Genomic DNA, 16,002 nt, shown 5'->3' with positions numbered 1-16,002 from the left:
GCCGGGAACGCGGGCCGGTGAGTGACGGGAGGAACGCGATGCCGGATCCGAGTTCCTGGCTGGCCGAGACGGCCACGGCGACCGCGGCGGGCGGTCACGTACGCACCGACGACGGCGGTCTGTCCTCCGCCCTGGCGTCCCCGCTGGCGCCGCACTGCTCCGGCCTGACGCCGGAGCAGTTGTTGGCCGCCGCGTTCGCCTCCTGCCTGCACCACGCCGCGGTGGAGGCGGCCGGCGAGATCACCGACGAGGCGCACACCGTGCAGGTGACCGCCGAGGCGAAGCTGGGTCGCGACGACGACGGCCGCTACCGGGCCGACGTGCACGCCGAGATCTCCTCGGCCGGGCTCAGCCGGGACCAGTTGGCCGAGTTGGTCGCGTACGCCGACCGGCTCTGGCCGTTCTCCAGCGGTGACCCGAGCCGGCACCGGCTCACGGTCACCCCGGCCGAGAACGGCCGCCACTGAGCGCCCGGCTCACCATCGGAAGCCGGCGGTCACCGCACGGTGGTCGGTGTCCGGCGTGTGCACCACGCCGGCGGCGGTCGGGGTGAGCCCCCGGTAGAGCACGTGGTCCGGGCGGGTCACCGGCACCTCCGCCGGCCAGGTGAAGCCGAAGCCCTGGCCGGCCTCGGCCTGCGCGTCGCCGAGCAGTCGGGTCAGCGGGTCGAAGACCCGGTCGGTGGTGGCCGTGTTCAGGTCGCCGAGCACCACCAGTCGATCGGCCGGGTCGGCACGGACGGCACGGGCCAGCGCCGCCACCGTCTCGTCGCGGGTGGTGGTGTGGCCGGCGCGGGCGGAGCCGAGGTGGACGACGTACACGGTCAGGTCGCCCTGCGGGGCGGCCACCACGGCGCGCAGCGCGCGGTCCCAGCCCAGGCCGGTGTCCACGCCGTGCGTCTCGCGGATCGGCCAGCGGCTCCACAGCGCCACGGTGGAGACGGCCGTCCGGTGCGGGTAGCGGCCGGCCAGCACGGGCGCGATCCGCTCCCCGTCGGCGACCTCCTGCAACCCGATCAGGTCCGGGGCGTCGGCGGCCAGCGCGCCGACGGTGGCGGCCGGGTCGGGGTTGCCGGCCCGCAGGTTCTGGCTGGCCACCCGCACCGCGGTCCCGTCGGCGCCGGCCGCCGGGGGCAGCCAGGCCCGGCCGAAGAGCCCGGCCCAGACCAGCGCCGGCACCAGCACGGCGAGCAGCGCGCGGCGGGAGCGGCGCAGCAGCGCCGCGAGCCCGAGCAGGGGTACGCCGAGACCGAGCAGCGGGGTGGCGCTGTCCACCAGGCTGCCCAGGCCGTGCACGTTGGGCACCGCCCGGTGCCCGACCAGGAGCACGGTGAGCAGCACGGCGCAGGAAACGATGATCAGGCCCCGCCGTCCCCGCCGGCCGGCGGGCTCACCGGCGGCCCGGTCGTCGACCATCTGCTCCGTCACCGTCGGAATCGTATCGAGCGCCCGGGCGACCGGTGCGCCGGATTCCGGTACCCGCACCGGCCCCGGGACGGTGGCGGGTGCAGACGGCCGGCCTCGGCGGGTCGGAGTCGATCACGTGGCCGGGCGACCGGCGGCTCCTCCCCCGATCGGAGGAGGTCGCCACGCCGCGACGCGCTGACCGTCACGCGTCCGGATCGTCACGTCGAATCCGTCACGACCGACTTGACGGAGACCAGAGGTTCGACAGTTTGGTGATCCACTGACGGTTATGCCGCAGCGGATTCCGGCAAACTGTGGCGCATGCCACCAACCACCCCGATGGCAAGCGCCGAGAAGCTGCCTAGCCTCGGCGGGTGCATCCCGACCACCGCGCCCCCCAGTCATCGCCCGCGAACCGCCCGGTTGGCCGAACGATCGACCCGGCATCGGCCGAACGGCGAGTGGGACGGCACCGCGCCCCGGAGCCGCCCCGGCGCGGCGCGGCCCGCTCCGTCCCCGGCCGGATCGCGGTGGCCACCGGCGTCACCTGCTGCCTCGGCCTGATCGGCGTGGCCGGCGTCGGCGAGGCCGCCCCGCCGACCGTGGAGGTACGCGAGGCGCTCGCCGACCGGGTCGCCGTCGAGCAGCGCGCCTCCCGCGACTTCACCCGGGTGGCGCCGCCCGCCGTCGTCCCGGCGTCGCCCGTCCCGGTCGCCACGCCGAGCCCGACGCCGGCCCGGAAGCAGCCACCGCGGAAGGTGGTCCGCCCGAAGCACCCGCGTCCCGTCGCCGGCCTGGACCAGCGGCAGATGGACAACGCGAAGGCCATCGTCGACGTCGGCCGGGACATGCGCCTGCCGCGCCGGGCGATGGTGGTGGCGGTGGCCACCGCCATGCAGGAGAGCGACCTGTACAACCTGGCCAGCGACGTGCTGCCCGAGTCGTTCGACCAGCCGCACCAGGGCAGCGGCTCCGACCACGACTCGGTCGGGCTGTTCCAGCAGCGCCCGAGCAGCGGGTGGGGCACGGTCGCCGAACTCATGCGACCGGCGTACGCGGCCCGGGCGTTCTACGCCGCGCTGGCCGACGTGCCGGGCTGGGCGGACATGAGCGTCACCGGCGCGGCCCAGGCGGTGCAGATCTCCGCGTTCCCCGACGCGTACGCGAAGCACGAGAAGCGGGCCACCGCGGTGGTGGCGGCGCTGTCCTGAGGCCCGGAGCGTCGTCTCACCGGCCGGCGGCGGCGGTGGGGGTGTCGGCGGGCACGCGGGCGCCGGAGAGGATCTCGTCGACCCGGGCCTCGCGGTGGCGGCGGGCCAGCAGCGCGGCCTCGAACTCGCGGCGTGCCCGTAGCGCCTCCGCGTACGCCTCCTCCCGCACCAGGCGGGCCTCCTCGCGGGCGGCGTCCAGCTCGGCGCGCGCCCGGGCCAACAGGTCGGCGGCCTCCCGCTCAGCGGCCGACGGTCCGGCCGGGACGTCGGCGTCCGACGGGCCGGCCGGAACAGGCCGGTCGGCCGGCGCGGCGCGGCGGCGCAGATAGTCGCAGAGGTGCCCGGCGTCCAGCCGGATCCGGTCCCACTCCCGACCCGCCCCCGCGACGCCCTCCGCACGCGCCGCCAGCCGGCGCAGCCGGAGATCCAGCTCGTCCAGGCAGGCATCCACCTGACGCCGGTCGTAACCGGCCTCCACCACCGAGAACCTCATGCTGTCGCCCCCCAGGCAGCCGGCGTGCGTCCCCCACCTGACGATCCTGCGGGGCGGGCCGGACCGCCGGCGGCCGTTCACCGGAAATGTTCAGCATCCGGACACCGGGACGCGCGGGTCGTCAGGAGCGCTTGGGGAGCACGACCACCCGGCCGAAGAACTCGTCGATGCGGCGCACCACGTCGTTGAAGTCGTCCAGGTCGATCGGCTTGGTCACGTACGCGTTGGCCTGGAGGGTGTAGCTGCTCACCACGTCCGTGTCGGCGTTCGAGGTGGTCAGCACCACGATCGGGATGCTCCGGAGGTTCTCGTCCCGCTTGACCTCGCCGAGCACCTGCCGCCCGTCCATCCGGGGCATGTTGAGGTCGAGCAGGATGACGTCCGGTCGCTGCGCCCCGGTGTGCCGGCCCTCGCGACGGAGGAACTCCATCGCCTCCTCGCCGTCGGCGACCACGTCGATGACCTTCTCGACGTCCGACTCCTCGAGGGCCTCCTCGATCATCAGGACGTCGCCCGGGTCGTCGTCCACCACCAGGATGCGGACCGGGCTCGGACTGGGCTGACCCATGGGGCTACCTGCTTCGTCTCGGGGAGGGCACCGGCCGCGCGGCCGGACGCTGGCGGGGAAATCTATCCGATCAGGAGCCGGCCGACCGCGTCGGGTCGGCCGTGTCGCGGTCGTGGCGCAGCACCTCGGCCAGCCCGGTCACCTGAAGCACCCGGGCCACCCGGCCGGTCGCCCCGGTGAGCCGCAGCCAGCCACCGTCGGCGGCGACGAGATTGTCCCCACGGACGAAGGCGGCGATGCCCGTCGAGTCGCAGAACGTCAGCTCGGTGAGGTCGAGCAGCAACTCGCGGCGGCCGTCGGCGACCAGCCGGTCGATCTCGGCGGTCAGCTCCCCGGCCGTGCTCAGGTCCAGTTCACCGGCGAGCCGGAGGCAGGTGACGCCCTGGTCCCAACGGGCGGACGTGACGGTGAACGTCACCGTGGCCCCTCTCTCGCTCCCACCGCAGGCCAACCCTTGCAGTGCAGCAAGTATAGGGGGCATTCGGCCCGATCCGGATCAGCGGCCCGCCGTCGCCGCCACCCGGCCGCCCACCACGGCCCGCCCCCGCTCCAGGAAACCGGCCGCGCGGGGGAAGTCCCGCAGTTGCTGTCCATAGTGGTCGAGCGTGAGGCCGACCGCGTTCGCCGGCACACCGCGGCTGACCAGGATCTCCACCAACCACTCGACGAACTCGGCGAACAGCGTCCCGTCGTCCACGTAGAGCGCGGCGGCCAGGAAGTCGACGATGTAGCCCAGGTCGCCCACGGTCGAGTCGAGCTGCGCCGGCGTGTAGTCGACCACCGCCGGCACCCGCGCGCGCAGGTCGGCGAGCGCGCTGTCGATCAGCTCGCCCCGCCGCTTGACCAGGCTGGCGTACTCGTCGTCGGCGAGGTGGTCCAGCCGCGCGGGCGGCGTCGCGCGCAGCGCCCGGTCGTCGGCGACCAGGTCGGCCGCGGCCGGCGCGTCCGGCGCCCACGCCACGCCGAGCACCCGCGCCCAGCGGCCGTCCACGCCGAACCCGCGCCCGCCCACCACCACCGGCACGTCGGACCGGCGGCACGCCTCGATCATCCGGTGCGCGTGCGGCAGTCGCATCGGCAGCGCGCAGGCCAGGGCCACCGCGTCGGCGTCGTACCGGTGCAGGTAGGACACCAGGTGCGCGGCCGGCACGCTGGCCCCGAGAAAGACCACCTGCCAGCCGCGCAGCCGCAGCACCTCGGCGACCAGCCGGGCCGGCAACGCGTGCCACTCACCGTCCATGCAGGCCATCACGATCCGGCCGCGGGTCACGCGCGGATCGGCGTACGCGGCGACCGCCGCCACCACCCGCTCGCTGATGTGGGTGGCGGCGTGCTCCTGCGCCACGCTCCACTCGTTGCGCGCCCACCGCTCGCCCACCTCGGCCTGCGCCGGGGCGACCAGGTCGAGCAGCACCCGCTCGGCCGGCACGCCCGCCTCCAGCAGCCCCCGGGCGACCCCCACCGCACCCTGTTCGTCGGCCTCGGCCAGGCACTCCAGATAGCCGGCGAACGCGTGCGCCGGGTCGGCTGCGGTGGTCGTCGCGGTCACTCGGGCAGCTCCCTCGTCGGTTCGGCGCTCGTCGGGCCGGGCACCGCGTGCAGGTGGCGGGACGCGCGGCCGGCCGCACCGGTCGCCCGTAACGCCAGCACCGCGATGTCGTCGTGGTCGCCGTGGGCGAGCCAGTCGCAGGTCACCTGCTCGACCCGCTCGGCCAGCGCCGGGGCGGGCATCCGGTGACAGCCGGTCACGGCGGTGAGCAGCCGGTCCGCGCCGAACTGCTCGTCGCCGCGCCACCCGCCCCGCGCCTCGGTCACGCCGTCGCTGTAGAGCAGGCAGGTCTCGCCCGGCGCCAGGTGCACGGTGGCCTCGCCGATCCGCGGGTCCGGCACCACGCCGATCAGCATGCCGCTCAACGGCACCACCTCGACCTCGCCGGAGGCGCGCAACACCAGCGGCGGCAGGTGACCGCCCCCGGCCAGCGTCAGCGTCAGCCCGCCGTCGCGGTGCGGCCGGGCCACCCCGAGCACCATGGTGGCGAACCGGCCCTGCCCGTGGGCCTGGGTGGTTTCCAGCAACGCGTCGTTGAGCAGCTTCAGCAACCGCCCCGGCTGCGTCTCCACCCGGTGCAACGCGTGCAGGCACTGACGGAGCTGGCCGGTGAAGACGGCCGCCTCCACGCCCTTGCCCGACACGTCGCCGAGGAAGAAGACCGAGCCACCGTCTGGCAGCCGGTGCGAGCCGTAGAAGTCGCCGCCGATGCGCAGACCGGCCTGCGCCGGCCGGTACGCCGTGCCCCACTGCACGCCCGATGCCTCCGCCGGCTCGACCGGCACCAGACTGGCCTGCAACGTGTCGGCGACCTCGGCCTGGTCGCGGTAGAGCATGGCGGTGGTCAGCGCCGCGCCGGCCCGGGCCGCGAACGCGCGCACCAGGTCGATGTCGGCCTCGTCGTACCAGCGGCCGGCCCGGCGCGCCACCAGCAGCACGCCGACCGGCTCGTCCCGGCCCGGCAGCGGCACCACCCGGGCGGTCGCGCCGGTCACGTCCAGGCCGGGCAGCCAGCCCGCCTCGGCGGCCTGCTCGACGAGCCAGTCCAGCGCGTGCGGCTCGGTCCCGGCGAGACCGGCCTCGATGGCCGCGGGCAGCGCGGCGGCGGGCAGCACACCGCTGTCCACGGCGGGCACCTCGTCCTCGGCGCGTACCGCCCGCCACCAGCGGGCCCGGCCGGAACGCGGGGCCAGCACCAGCACCGCCACGTCGGCCACCGTGGGCACCGCCAGCCGCGCCACCGCGGCGGCGGCCCGGTCGGGGTGCAGGGGGTTGCCGAGCTTCTCGCCGACCACGGCGAGGAACAACGAGCGGGCCCGCTCGGCGAGCAGGGCGTCGGCCCGGCTGACGCTCTCGGTGACGTCCTCCACGTACCAGCAACGTCGGGCGTGGGAGAGCGCGACCGGGCGCAGCCGCAGCCGCCGGTCGTGGTGGGTGAACTCGACCCGACCGTCGCCGCCCAGCGCCGCGACGCCGGCGGCGGCGAGCACCTCGCCCGGCACGACCTCGGGCACCAGCCGCTCCGCGACCGGGCTCACGTGCCGCACCACGCCGTCGGCGTCGCAGACGATGAGACCCTCACGGAAGTGCTCCACGACCTCGGACCAGTCGGGGACGACCGGCGCGTCGTGGTCAGGGGCCAGCGGTGGGAGCGCAGACGTCGTGAGAGCGTCGGCGGACCACACCCGAGCCCGGTCGGCACTCGGCGTGGAGATCCGTCCGTCGCCCGGGTCGGAACCCCTGACGTCGGCAGCAGTCACCAGCTGAGCCCACTCTCCTCGTCGACATCGGCGGAGCGCCGGAAGTGGCGCGTGTGGTCATATCTCGCCTCCCCACCCTACGCCGGTATGCCCGCGGCGCCACCCGACGACGGCCCTCGCCCGCGAACACACGCCGAGCGCCCCGGCGGTGGGGTTGTTACGATCCGGACGTCCCTGCCAGACCGGCAGCCTGCGGAAAGGCGTGATGGTGGTTCCTCAACGGAGAAAGCCCGAAGCGACGCCGCTGAGCATCTCCGTGGACCGTTCCGACCCGGACGTCCCGATCGTCCGCGTCGGCGGTGACCTGGCCTACGCCACCGCGACGCCGCTGCGCGCCGAGATCGACCGCCTGCTCGCCGCGGGTCCCTCCCGGCTGGTGCTGGACTTCGGTGACCTGGTCTTCCTGGACAGCACCGGCCTGTCGGTGATCGTGCACGCCTGGCGCGAGGGGCAGCAGGCCGGCACCGGCATCGAGCTCCGGGCGGTCCCGCGCTTCCTGGCGACCATCCTCGACATGACCGGCGTGACAGGTCTGCTGGCCCGCCGGCCGGCCGACGGCCGGGCATCCGGTTCCACCGCGTCCGCCTGACCCCGGAGGTTTCCCGACCACCGGCGGCTGGGAACATGGTCCTGTGCTCTCCCCGCTGTTGATCATCGAGGTGGACCGGCTCGACGCCGGCTCCGCCCGGCTCCGGCTGGCCGGCGAGCTGGACTTCGACACCGCGCCGGAACTCGTCGAGGCCGCCGCCGGGCTGCGCCGCGACGGCCACCAGGAGCTGTGGCTCGACTTCACCGACGTGACGCTCTGCGACTCCTCCGGCCTGAGCGCGCTGGTGCTGATCCACCGTGCCGGCACCGGCGCGATCCACCTGCGCGGCGTGAACGCGCAGATCCGACAGCTGCTGGACCGCACCGGCCTGGCCGAGCTGCTCACCGCCCCGCCGCACACGGCGGCCGGCGGCGCCCGCGAGGTGGGCTGACCGACCCGCGTCGCGCCCCGGGCAGGGGGCGGCCCCCGACCCTGGGACCAGGGGCCGGGGGCCTGGAGGAAAGCTCAGACGACGGGCGCCACGGCCGGCCGGCGGGGAGCGCCGTCACGCGGCTCCCCCACCGCCGACGAGTCGGCGTCCTCCGGCACACCGGAATCAGGCGTCTGGAACAGGTAACGGACGAAATCTCCGGCCCCGTCGTCGTCCGCGCCGGGCCACTGCCCGACGCAGTCGACGCCGACCACCTCGCGTCCACCGCCGTCCGCGCCCTCCAGAAGCGCCCAGAGGGTCACCGGATAGCAGCGGGTGACCTCCGGGCCGACGCGCCAGCGGGCGTACCAACCGGGACGAGCGGGGACGATCTCCACGATCCGTTTCATGACGACCTGCCCTTCCGCGTGCGTCGGAAGTTGTCCGGTCCGCCCCGATCGTGCGACGCCATCGGGTGACCGCCCCTCACCCGCAGCGAATGAAGCCGGTCGCCCCGCCGGACGTCGTTAGCTTCCCGGCGGCACCGGGAAGGCGACCGGCGCAAGCGCAACCGACCAGGAACGAGGTGCGACGATGCGCAAGCAGATGGAGGGCGACAACCAGCGCCGCCGGGCCCTCGCCCGCCAGGCCCGGGAGCAGGGACGGCGACCCAGCCAGACCGGCGCCAGCCTGAGCGCGTCCAAGCAGGTCACCTCGCTGGACCAGCACGAGCGGTCCGGCCCGCCGCCGGCCGGTCGACACAAGCCGGACAGCACGCGGGGTGGGCCGGCGCCGCCCGCGGTCGGGGTGGCGGAGCGACCGCGACCGCTGCCGGACCCGCCGTCCGGCCGGGGTGTCCCACGGGGCTACCGGGACCTCGTCGACGACGTGAGCCGGCGCGCCGGCGTCGACTTCGCCGAGGCGAAGGTCGCGGCGGAGGCCACCGTGCTGGCCCTGGCCTGGGCGCTCGACGAGGCGGAGCGGGAACGGCTGCTCGCGGCCGTGCCGGTGAAGCTGCACGACGTGGTCCCGGTGGACGGCGTCGAACGGCGGCAGGACCTGCCGGGCTTCCTGGCCGAGGTCGGGCGGCGCAGCCGGCTCACCCCGGAACAGGCGCGCTACCAGGCGGAGGCGACCCTGGCCGCGCTCGCGGACGCGGACGCCGAACTGGTCGGGTCGTTGCGCGTACCCGAGGGGTTGCGGGACCTGCTCGGACCGGCCGACTACGGCGGCGGTCTGGTGGGCGCCAGCTCCGCCACCGCGCCGCTGACCGAGTCGGAGCTGCGCGACGCGCTCGCCACGCTGCCGTACTGGTCCAGTGACCGGCGCTCGCTGGTGCGCACCATCGAGTTGCCCGGCGGCAACCTGGACCGGGTGCTGGACCGGCTGGACCGGCTCCGGGCCGAGGGCGGGCGCGGTCCGCAGATCGGCCGGCCGGACCCGGACAACGCGGTGCTCACCGTCCGGACCCAGCAGACCGACGGCGTCACCACGGCGGACGTGGCCCTGGCCCACCGCGTCGACGACGCCATCAACGAGGCCGGCGCCGGCATGGCCGCCGGCTGACCCGAAGGAGGGGCCCCCGCTCAACGCCTCCGGTAGAGGCGGGGGCCCCGCTCGACACCGCACGCGCGCCGGTAGCGTGCCGAAGGTGGAGAGCGACACCGAGGTGTTGGAGATCGTCGTCGACCCGGCCCGCCCCACCGGGCGTACGCTGCTCGCCGACGGGGTCGAACAGTCCTACGTGGACGTCGCCGACGCCCGTCACCTGCACTTCGAGTACGTGCGGCGGATCGCCACGGTGATCGACCTGAGCGCCCCGCCCGGGCAGCCGGTGACCGCCCTGCACCTGGGCGGCGGCGCGCTCACGCTGCCCCGCTGGCTGGCCGCCACCCGGCCCGGTTCGGCGCAGCGGGTGGTCGAACGCGATCCCGGAGTGGTCGAGCTGGTCCGCCGGAAGCTGCCGCCGCTGCCGCCCGAGGTGGTGGTCACGCTGGGCGACGCCCGCGACGCGGTGACCGGGGCGCCGGACGCCGCGTACGACGTGGTGGTGGGCGATGTCTACCGGGCGGCCCGGATGCCCGCGCACGTGGCGGCCCTCGAGTTCGCCGCCGAGGTGGCCCGGGTGCTCCGCCCGGACGGCGTCTACCTGGTGAACCTGACCGACCTGCCGCCGCTGGCGCACACCAGGGCGCAGGTGGCCACGCTGCGCGCCGTCTTCGCCGAGGTGTGCCTGCTCACCGACCGGCGGATGCTGCGCGGCCGGCGCTACGGCAACGTGGTGCTCGCCGGCGTGCTCCGGCCGGGGCGACTGCCGGTACGCCGGCTCGCCGCGCGGGTCGCCGGTGACCCGGTGCCCGGCACCGTGCTGCACGCGGCGGCACTCGACACGTTCGCCGCGGACGCCTGGCCGGTCACCGACGCCGACCTGGGGTGAGCCCTCGGGCCTCTCCACCGGCAGGGCGGAGCCGCGCCGGCTGACCGACGCCAACCCGGGGTGAGCCCCGGGTTTCTCCACCGGCAGGGCGGGTAGCCGCGCCGGATGAGCGTCGCCGACGACCGGTCCACCGCCCGCCGGACGGTGATCGTGATCGGTCTGGTGCTGGCCACCGTGGTCGGGTTGGCGCTGGTCTGGGCGACCCGTCGGGTGCTCGTCTGGGGCCTGGTCGCGGCGTTCCTCGCGGTCGCGCTCAAGCCGCTCGTCGACCGGCTGGAGCGTCGGGTGCACCGGCGGGCGCTGGCCACCCTGCTGGTCTTCCTGGCCACGTTCGTGCTGCTCGCGGCATTGGGCACGGTGATCGTCCTGCCGTTGGTCGACGAGCTGGGCCGGCTCGCCGACCGGGTGCCGGAGCTGGTGCACGACGCCCAGGCCGGGCGGGGACCGGTCGGCCGGCTGCTGGACCGCCTGCACCTGCTCCGGTACGCCGAACCCGGACAGTTGCGCCGCTACGGCTCGCGGCTCGGCGAGCCGACCGTCGGGCTGGTCCGGGGCGTGGCGCAGGCCGTCGCCGCGTTGGTCACGGTGGTGGTGCTGGCGTACCTGATGGTGCTGGAGGCGCCCCGGATCGTGGCGACGACGCTGCGGCTGGTCGGGGACGGCCCGGCCGAGCGGCTGCGGCGCATCGGGCGGGACTCCTCCCGGATCGTCACCGGCTACCTGAGCGGGAACCTGGTGATCAGCCTGATCTGCGGCGGCCTGACCTTCGTGGTGCTGCTCCTGCTCGGGGTGCCGTTCGCCGCGGTGATCGCGCTGGTGGTCGCCGTGTTCGACCTGATCCCGCTGGTCGGCGCCACGTTGGGCGCGATCGTCGCGGCCGGCGCGGGCTTCGCGAAATCCCCCACCGCCGGCGTCGTGGTGCTGGTCTTCTTCGTGGTCTACCAGCAGGTGGAGAACCATCTGCTGCAACCGGTGATCATGGCCCGCGCGGTCCGGCTGAACCCGTTGACGGTGCTGGTCAGCGTGCTGCTGGCGGCCGAGCTGGCCGGTCTGGTCGGCGCGCTGCTGGCGATCCCGGCGGCCGGCGTCGTGCAGGTGCTGCTGCGCGAGTTCGTCCCGGCCGGGCGGCTGGCACTGGGCGCCCCGGCCGACGGCACGGACGCAGCCGACGGCACGGGCGCCGCCGAGGGCATGGCCCAGGGCGACGGTGCGCCGGGGGAGAACAAGGAGCCGGCCGGCGGGCCGGATCCCGTGGCGCGGGACCGGCCGCCGGCCGGCGGATGAGCCTGCGGGTGTCAGGGCCGGCGGACCAGCTCCGGCGACTCGCTCTCCAGCGGCACCGCGTTGGCCGGTACGAGGCCGAGCTGCACGGCCGGCCGGGGCAGGGTCGCGTCGAGCGCCCAGTCCGCGGCGACGCGGGGCCGGTTGCCGGGCATCGCCAACAGGTGGTAGCCGCGGGTGACCGCCTTGGCCGGCAGGCCGGACAGCGGCACGTGCAGCGGGTTGGCCGCCGCGTCCTTGCCGCCCAGGTCCACCACCCAGCCCAGGTCGTGGTGCTGGTAGGACTTGCGGGTGCCCTGCCCGTACGAGGCGGCGATGTTGTGCGCGGCCAGCTTGCCCTGCCGCTGGGCGTGCTGCGCGGTCATCGCGCACACCTGCCCGGGGCGGGTCGGGTCCGGGACGGCGGCGGCGTCGCCGCAGGCGAACACCTCCGGGTACCCGGGGACGTTGAGGAACTCGTCCACCACCAACCGGCCCTTCTCGGTACGCAGGCCCAGTTCGGCCACGAACGGGTCGGGGCGTACCCCGACGCACCAGATGAGGCTGCACGTGGGCACGTACTCGCCGTCGGTGAGCATCACGCCGTCCGGGGTGGCCTCGCCGACCGAGGTGCCCATCCGCACGTCCACGTCACGGCGGCGCAGCACCCGGTCGGCGGTGACGGACATCCGCCGGTCCAGTTCGGGCAGCACGCGCGGGGCGACGTCGAGCAGCATCCAGCGGGGCCGGACGTTCAGGTGCGGGCGCTGGGCCACCAGCCGGTCGGTGAACAACTGGCCGTGCGCGGCGACCTCGGTGCCGGTGTAGCCGGCGCCGACCACCACGAACGTGGTGCGGGCCCGCTGCTCGGCCGGGTCGTCGGTCAGCTCGGCCAGCTCGACCTGCCGGACCACGTGGTCGTGCAGGTAGAGCGCCTCGGGCAGGCCGCGGAAGCCGTGCGCGTACTCGGTGACCCCGGGGATGGGCAGCAGCTTGTTGACACTGCCCACGGAGAGGATCAGCCGGTCGTACGCGAGCTGGCCGTGCTCGCCCTCGGCGGAGCGGTAGCCGACCCAGCGGTTCTGGAGATCCACCCGGTCGGCCTCGCCGACCACCACCCGGACGCCGTCGAGCGTGCCGGCGAGCGGCACCGAGATCCGGGTCGGCTCGACCACGCCGGCCGCGACCTCGGGCAGCAGCGGCAGGTAGAGGAAGTAGTCGGTCGTGTTCAGCAGGACGATCTCGGCCCGGTCGCGGGCCAGCCGGCGCAACGTCTTGGCCGCGTGGTACCCGGCGAACCCGGCCCCCACGATCACCACACGTGGTTTCGTCATGTCTGCTGCCGTTCCCGGGCAGACCTCCGACAAACGTCCCGGCCAGTCCATCCACGGTGAACGATATGGACATTCCTCGTGACCGGCGCGAGGATGCCGGGATGGGAAACCACGAGACCGCCGAGGGCCGACCCACGAGGTCGAGCCGGCGTACCTTCCTCACCGCCTCGGCCGCGGCCACCGCCGCCGCCGTCGCGACGCCGCTCGCCGCGAGCCCGGCGGTAGCGGCGACCGACGCGCCGCGCGGTCCGGGGCGGCCGGCCCGGCCGCAGCCGCCGGACCGCGAGCTGACCGCGCTGCTGCGCGAGATCGACCGGGCCCGGATCGAGGCCACCGTCCGCCGCCTGGCCGCGTTCGGCACCCGGCACACGCTCTCCAGCCAGACCGATCCGGTACGCGGCATCGGCGCCGCCCGGGACTGGATCCACGCCCAACTGACCGGGTACGCCGCCGCCTCCGCCGGCCGGATGACCGTGGAACTCCAGTCGTACGTGCAGGAGCCCGCCTCCCGGATCCCGACCGCCACCACCATCACCAACGTGGTGGCCACGCTGCGCGGCGACGTCACGCCCGAGCGGGTGTACGTGATCACCGGCCACTACGACTCCCGCGCCACCGACGTGATGGACGCGGTCAGCGACGCGCCGGGCGCCGACGACGACGCGTCCGGCGTGGCCGTGGTGCTGGAGCTGGCCCGGGTGCTGGCGAGCCGGCGCACCGAGGCGACGATCGTGCTCGCCGCCGTCGCCGGCGAGGAGCAGGGCCTGTACGGCTCGGCGTACCTGGCCGGCCGGTTGAAGGCGGCCGGCGTGGACGTGCAGGGCATGTTCAGCAACGACATCGTCGGCAGCAGCACCGCCGACGACGGCACCCGTGACCCGCGGACCGTGCGGCTGTTCGCCGAGGGCGTGCCGACCGCCGAGACGCCGGCCGAGGCGAGCGTGCGGCAGTCCGTCGGCGGCGAGAACGACTCCCCGTCCCGGCAGCTCGCCCGGTTCGTCACCGACGTGGCGGACCACGGCGTGACCGGGATGGACGTCCGGGTGATCTACCGGCGGGACCGCTACCTGCGCGGCAGCGACCACATCTCGTTCCTGCGCGAGGGCTGGCCGGCCGGCCGGTTCACCGAGCCCGCCGAGGACTTCGCCCACCAGCACCAGGACGTCCGGGTGGTCGACGGTGTGCAGTACGGCGACCTGCCGGAGTTCTGCGACTTCGACTACATCACCCGGGTGGCCCGGGTGAACGGCGCGGCGCTGTGGTCGCTCGCCCAGGCCCCGGGCACGCCGAAGGGCGTCACCGTGGTCACCACGAACCTGACCAACGACACCACGCTGCGCTGGCAGCGCGGCCCCGAACCGGACCTGGCCGGATACGAGGTGGTGTGGCGGGAGACCACGGCCGCCGAGTGGCAGAAGGTGCTGGCGGTCGGCGACGTCACCGAGGTGACGATTGACCTGTCCAAGGACAACGTGTTCTTCGGCGTACGCGCGGTGGACCGGGCCGGGCACCGCAGCCCGGTCGCGTTCCCGAAGCCGGGAAGCTGAGACGCCGTCCGGTCAGGGTGTCGGCGGGGCCGTGATCGCCCAGCGCTCGTGGTCCCGCCACGCGCCGTCCACGAACAGGTAGTCCGGGGAGAACCCCTCCAGCCGGAACCCGAGGCGGCGGGCCAGTCGCTTCGACGGCGCGTTGCCGGGCTGGATGTTCGCCTCCAACCGGTGCAGCCCGAGCGCGCCGAACGCGTGCGCGATCACCAGCCGCACCCCGGCCGAGGCGTGCCCGGTGCCCGCGTACGGGCGGAATGCGGCGTAGCCGAGGTAGCCGCCGCGCAGCGCGCCCCGCACGATGCCGCCGATGTTCGCGTACCCGGCGATCGCACCGCTGGCCCGGTCGCAGAACAGGAAGCCGGAGGTGTCCTGCCGCCGGATCCGGCGCAGGTACGCCGCGTACCGTTCGGCGTCGTCCGGTGCGGTCAGCCACGGGTGGTGCAGGTCGCGGCTGCGCCGGGCGGCGGCCACGAACTCCGCCTCGTCGCCGGGACGGGGGCGGCGGATCGCGACGCGGCCGTCACTACGCAGGTATCTCACGAGGCACCACTCTCACCCATCCGCCACCCACATCCATACCCGATGTCCGATTCGTGGGGATATGGGGTGGCGGGGGTCACCGGCGCGGCGGAATCGGGGCCGGGGGGCGGGCGTTGTACCGGGCAGACCGCGGGCCCACCCGGCCACCCCGTGGCCCCGCCCGTGCCGGCATCCCGGGCACCGCGCAGGCACCCTCGTCCGCCGGCCGGGCCTGTCCCGAGACGTCCCCCGCACGCGGTACCCGCCGCGTCTTCCCCCTGGGAGGCAACCATCATGGCTACCACCCTGCTGCGCAAGACCGTGCTGACCGCTGCCGGCATCGCCGCGACCGCCGGTGGCGTCGCCGGCCCCGCCATCGCCGCCCACGCCGCCCCCACCGGCCCGACCAGCGCCGTGGTGACCGACCGCAAGGGTCACGGCGAGCGGGAGCTGAACGTGCGTTACGAGGCCCAGCCCAACTTCTACTTCTGCGGCCCCGCCGCCGCCCGCAACGCGCTGTCCGTGCAGGGCAAGGACATCGACGTGCAGACCATGGCCAAGGAGATGGGCACCACCGAGGCCGGCACCAACAGCATCAACGACATCACCCCCGTGCTGAACAAGGAGACCGGCGCCAAGGACGCCTACAAGTCGGTCGAGATCAGCACGCCCAAGGCCGACGACAAGCAGACCGACAAGCTGCGCGCCGACGTCGTCCGCACCGTCGACGCCGGCCGGGCCGTGGTCGCCAACATCGCCGGCACCGCCACCGACACCGACGGCAACACCCACTCCTTCGAGGGCGGCCACTACATCAGCGTCATCGGCTACCGCGACGACGGCAGGACCGTCACCATCGCCGACAGCGCCGACCCGACCATGGCCTCCTACCGGATGAGCATCGACAACCTCGCCGACTGGATCGCCACCCGCGGCTACAGCACCAGCTGAGCAACACC

General features: G+C 74.8%; 18 protein-coding genes. 9 read left to right on the top strand and 9 right to left on the bottom strand.

What is annotated here, in order from left to right:
- Positions 1-38 precede the first annotated feature (38 nt).
- Entirely contained in the window at positions 39-467 is a 429-nt protein-coding gene (locus tag OG767_RS14990) for an OsmC family protein (RefSeq protein WP_107155495.1), read from the top strand.
- A 9-nt stretch (positions 468-476) separates the two neighbouring features.
- Here the strand turns inward: OG767_RS14990 and OG767_RS14985 are convergent, their stop codons facing one another.
- Entirely contained in the window at positions 477-1,427 is a 951-nt protein-coding gene (locus tag OG767_RS14985; RefSeq protein ID WP_405093963.1) for an endonuclease/exonuclease/phosphatase family protein, read from the bottom strand.
- Positions 1,428-1,780: 353 nt separating this feature from the next.
- On the opposite strand from OG767_RS14985, the gene OG767_RS14980 reads away from it, so the two are divergent.
- A complete protein-coding gene (locus OG767_RS14980; RefSeq protein ID WP_405093962.1) occupies positions 1,781-2,617 on the top strand; it encodes a hypothetical protein in 837 nt (278 codons plus the stop codon).
- Positions 2,618-2,633: 16 nt separating this feature from the next.
- On the opposite strand, the gene OG767_RS14975 is transcribed toward OG767_RS14980, so the two are convergent.
- From OG767_RS14975 to OG767_RS14955, 5 genes are all read right to left on the bottom strand, one after another.
- Complete coding sequence (locus tag OG767_RS14975; RefSeq protein WP_405093961.1) at positions 2,634-3,110, bottom strand: ATPase; 477 nt, start codon at positions 3,108-3,110, stop codon at positions 2,634-2,636.
- Between the two features lie 121 nt (positions 3,111-3,231).
- Positions 3,232-3,678 (bottom strand): response regulator, encoded by a 447-nt coding sequence (locus tag OG767_RS14970; protein ID WP_405093960.1) that lies wholly within the window; start codon positions 3,676-3,678, stop codon positions 3,232-3,234.
- Between the two features lie 70 nt (positions 3,679-3,748).
- Positions 3,749-4,096 (bottom strand): STAS domain-containing protein, encoded by a 348-nt coding sequence (locus OG767_RS14965; RefSeq protein WP_405093959.1) that lies wholly within the window; start codon positions 4,094-4,096, stop codon positions 3,749-3,751.
- A 78-nt stretch (positions 4,097-4,174) separates the two neighbouring features.
- A complete protein-coding gene (locus OG767_RS14960) occupies positions 4,175-5,227 on the bottom strand; it encodes a B12-binding domain-containing protein (protein WP_405093958.1) in 1,053 nt (350 codons plus the stop codon).
- Positions 5,224-6,987 (bottom strand): PP2C family protein-serine/threonine phosphatase, encoded by a 1,764-nt coding sequence (locus OG767_RS14955; protein WP_405093957.1) that lies wholly within the window; start codon positions 6,985-6,987, stop codon positions 5,224-5,226. Before OG767_RS14955 ends, OG767_RS14960 begins: the two co-directional genes overlap by 4 nt.
- A 256-nt stretch (positions 6,988-7,243) precedes the next feature.
- On the opposite strand from OG767_RS14955, the gene OG767_RS14950 reads away from it, so the two are divergent.
- Both OG767_RS14950 and OG767_RS14945 read left to right on the top strand, forming a co-directional pair.
- The gene (locus tag OG767_RS14950) at positions 7,244-7,576 is read left to right on the top strand and encodes an STAS domain-containing protein (RefSeq protein WP_405093956.1); all 333 of its coding nucleotides are present in this window, start codon (positions 7,244-7,246) and stop codon (positions 7,574-7,576) included.
- A 43-nt stretch (positions 7,577-7,619) separates the two neighbouring features.
- On the top strand, positions 7,620-7,967 hold the full coding sequence (locus tag OG767_RS14945; RefSeq protein ID WP_405093955.1) for an STAS domain-containing protein: 348 nt from the start codon (positions 7,620-7,622) through the stop codon (positions 7,965-7,967).
- Positions 7,968-8,041: 74 nt separating this feature from the next.
- Here OG767_RS14945 and OG767_RS14940 read toward each other — a convergent pair whose 3' ends face one another.
- Positions 8,042-8,356, bottom strand: coding sequence for a hypothetical protein (locus OG767_RS14940; protein ID WP_405093954.1), 315 nt, complete (start codon positions 8,354-8,356; stop codon positions 8,042-8,044).
- 184 nt (positions 8,357-8,540) lie between these two features.
- On the opposite strand from OG767_RS14940, the gene OG767_RS14935 reads away from it, so the two are divergent.
- The 3 genes from OG767_RS14935 to OG767_RS14925 all read left to right on the top strand — a co-directional run bounded on the left by OG767_RS14935 (position 8,541) and on the right by OG767_RS14925 (position 11,667).
- Positions 8,541-9,512 carry a DUF2267 domain-containing protein gene (locus OG767_RS14935; protein WP_405093953.1) on the top strand — a complete coding sequence of 324 codons (972 nt, stop codon included), beginning with the start codon at positions 8,541-8,543 and terminating at the stop codon, positions 9,510-9,512.
- Positions 9,513-9,597: 85 nt separating this feature from the next.
- Positions 9,598-10,383: a spermidine synthase gene (locus tag OG767_RS14930; protein WP_405093952.1), complete on the top strand. Its 786-nt coding sequence runs from the start codon at positions 9,598-9,600 to the stop codon at positions 10,381-10,383.
- Between the two features lie 105 nt (positions 10,384-10,488).
- Positions 10,489-11,667 (top strand): AI-2E family transporter, encoded by a 1,179-nt coding sequence (locus OG767_RS14925; RefSeq protein ID WP_405093951.1) that lies wholly within the window; start codon positions 10,489-10,491, stop codon positions 11,665-11,667.
- An 11-nt stretch (positions 11,668-11,678) separates the two neighbouring features.
- Here the strand turns inward: OG767_RS14925 and OG767_RS14920 are convergent, their stop codons facing one another.
- Positions 11,679-12,977 carry an NAD(P)/FAD-dependent oxidoreductase gene (locus OG767_RS14920; RefSeq protein WP_405093950.1) on the bottom strand — a complete coding sequence of 433 codons (1,299 nt, stop codon included), beginning with the start codon at positions 12,975-12,977 and terminating at the stop codon, positions 11,679-11,681.
- A gap of 101 nt (positions 12,978-13,078) precedes the next feature.
- Here OG767_RS14920 and OG767_RS14915 point away from each other — a divergent pair, with 101 nt between their 5' ends.
- Entirely contained in the window at positions 13,079-14,524 is a 1,446-nt protein-coding gene (locus tag OG767_RS14915; RefSeq protein ID WP_405093949.1) for a M20/M25/M40 family metallo-hydrolase, read from the top strand.
- A 12-nt stretch (positions 14,525-14,536) separates the two neighbouring features.
- On the opposite strand, the gene OG767_RS14910 is transcribed toward OG767_RS14915, so the two are convergent.
- The gene (locus tag OG767_RS14910) at positions 14,537-15,064 is read right to left on the bottom strand and encodes a GNAT family N-acetyltransferase (protein ID WP_405093948.1); all 528 of its coding nucleotides are present in this window, start codon (positions 15,062-15,064) and stop codon (positions 14,537-14,539) included.
- A gap of 273 nt (positions 15,065-15,337) precedes the next feature.
- On the opposite strand from OG767_RS14910, the gene OG767_RS14905 reads away from it, so the two are divergent.
- Positions 15,338-15,994: a C39 family peptidase gene (locus OG767_RS14905; RefSeq protein ID WP_405093947.1), complete on the top strand. Its 657-nt coding sequence runs from the start codon at positions 15,338-15,340 to the stop codon at positions 15,992-15,994.
- Positions 15,995-16,002: the final 8 nt, after the last annotated feature.

The sequence above is a fragment of the Micromonospora sp. NBC_01392 genome (genome assembly GCF_045040125.1).
Lineage (GTDB): Bacteria > Actinomycetota > Actinomycetes > Mycobacteriales > Micromonosporaceae > Micromonospora.
This window is presented reverse-complemented; position numbering and strand designations above follow the sequence as displayed.

Coding starts and splice junctions, on each gene's coding strand:
- OG767_RS14990 (WP_107155495.1), top strand. CDS start 39: ATGCCGGATCCGAGTTCCTGGCTGGCCGAGACGGCCACGGCGACCGCG.
- OG767_RS14975 (WP_405093961.1), bottom strand. CDS start 3,110: ATGAGGTTCTCGGTGGTGGAGGCCGGTTACGACCGGCGTCAGGTGGAT.
- OG767_RS14970 (WP_405093960.1), bottom strand. CDS start 3,678: ATGGGTCAGCCCAGTCCGAGCCCGGTCCGCATCCTGGTGGTGGACGAC.
- OG767_RS14940 (WP_405093954.1), bottom strand. CDS start 8,356: ATGAAACGGATCGTGGAGATCGTCCCCGCTCGTCCCGGTTGGTACGCC.
- OG767_RS14935 (WP_405093953.1), top strand. CDS start 8,541: ATGCGCAAGCAGATGGAGGGCGACAACCAGCGCCGCCGGGCCCTCGCC.
- OG767_RS14925 (WP_405093951.1), top strand. CDS start 10,489: ATGAGCGTCGCCGACGACCGGTCCACCGCCCGCCGGACGGTGATCGTG.
- OG767_RS14920 (WP_405093950.1), bottom strand. CDS start 12,977: ATGACGAAACCACGTGTGGTGATCGTGGGGGCCGGGTTCGCCGGGTAC.
- OG767_RS14915 (WP_405093949.1), top strand. CDS start 13,079: ATGGGAAACCACGAGACCGCCGAGGGCCGACCCACGAGGTCGAGCCGG.
- OG767_RS14905 (WP_405093947.1), top strand. CDS start 15,338: ATGGCTACCACCCTGCTGCGCAAGACCGTGCTGACCGCTGCCGGCATC.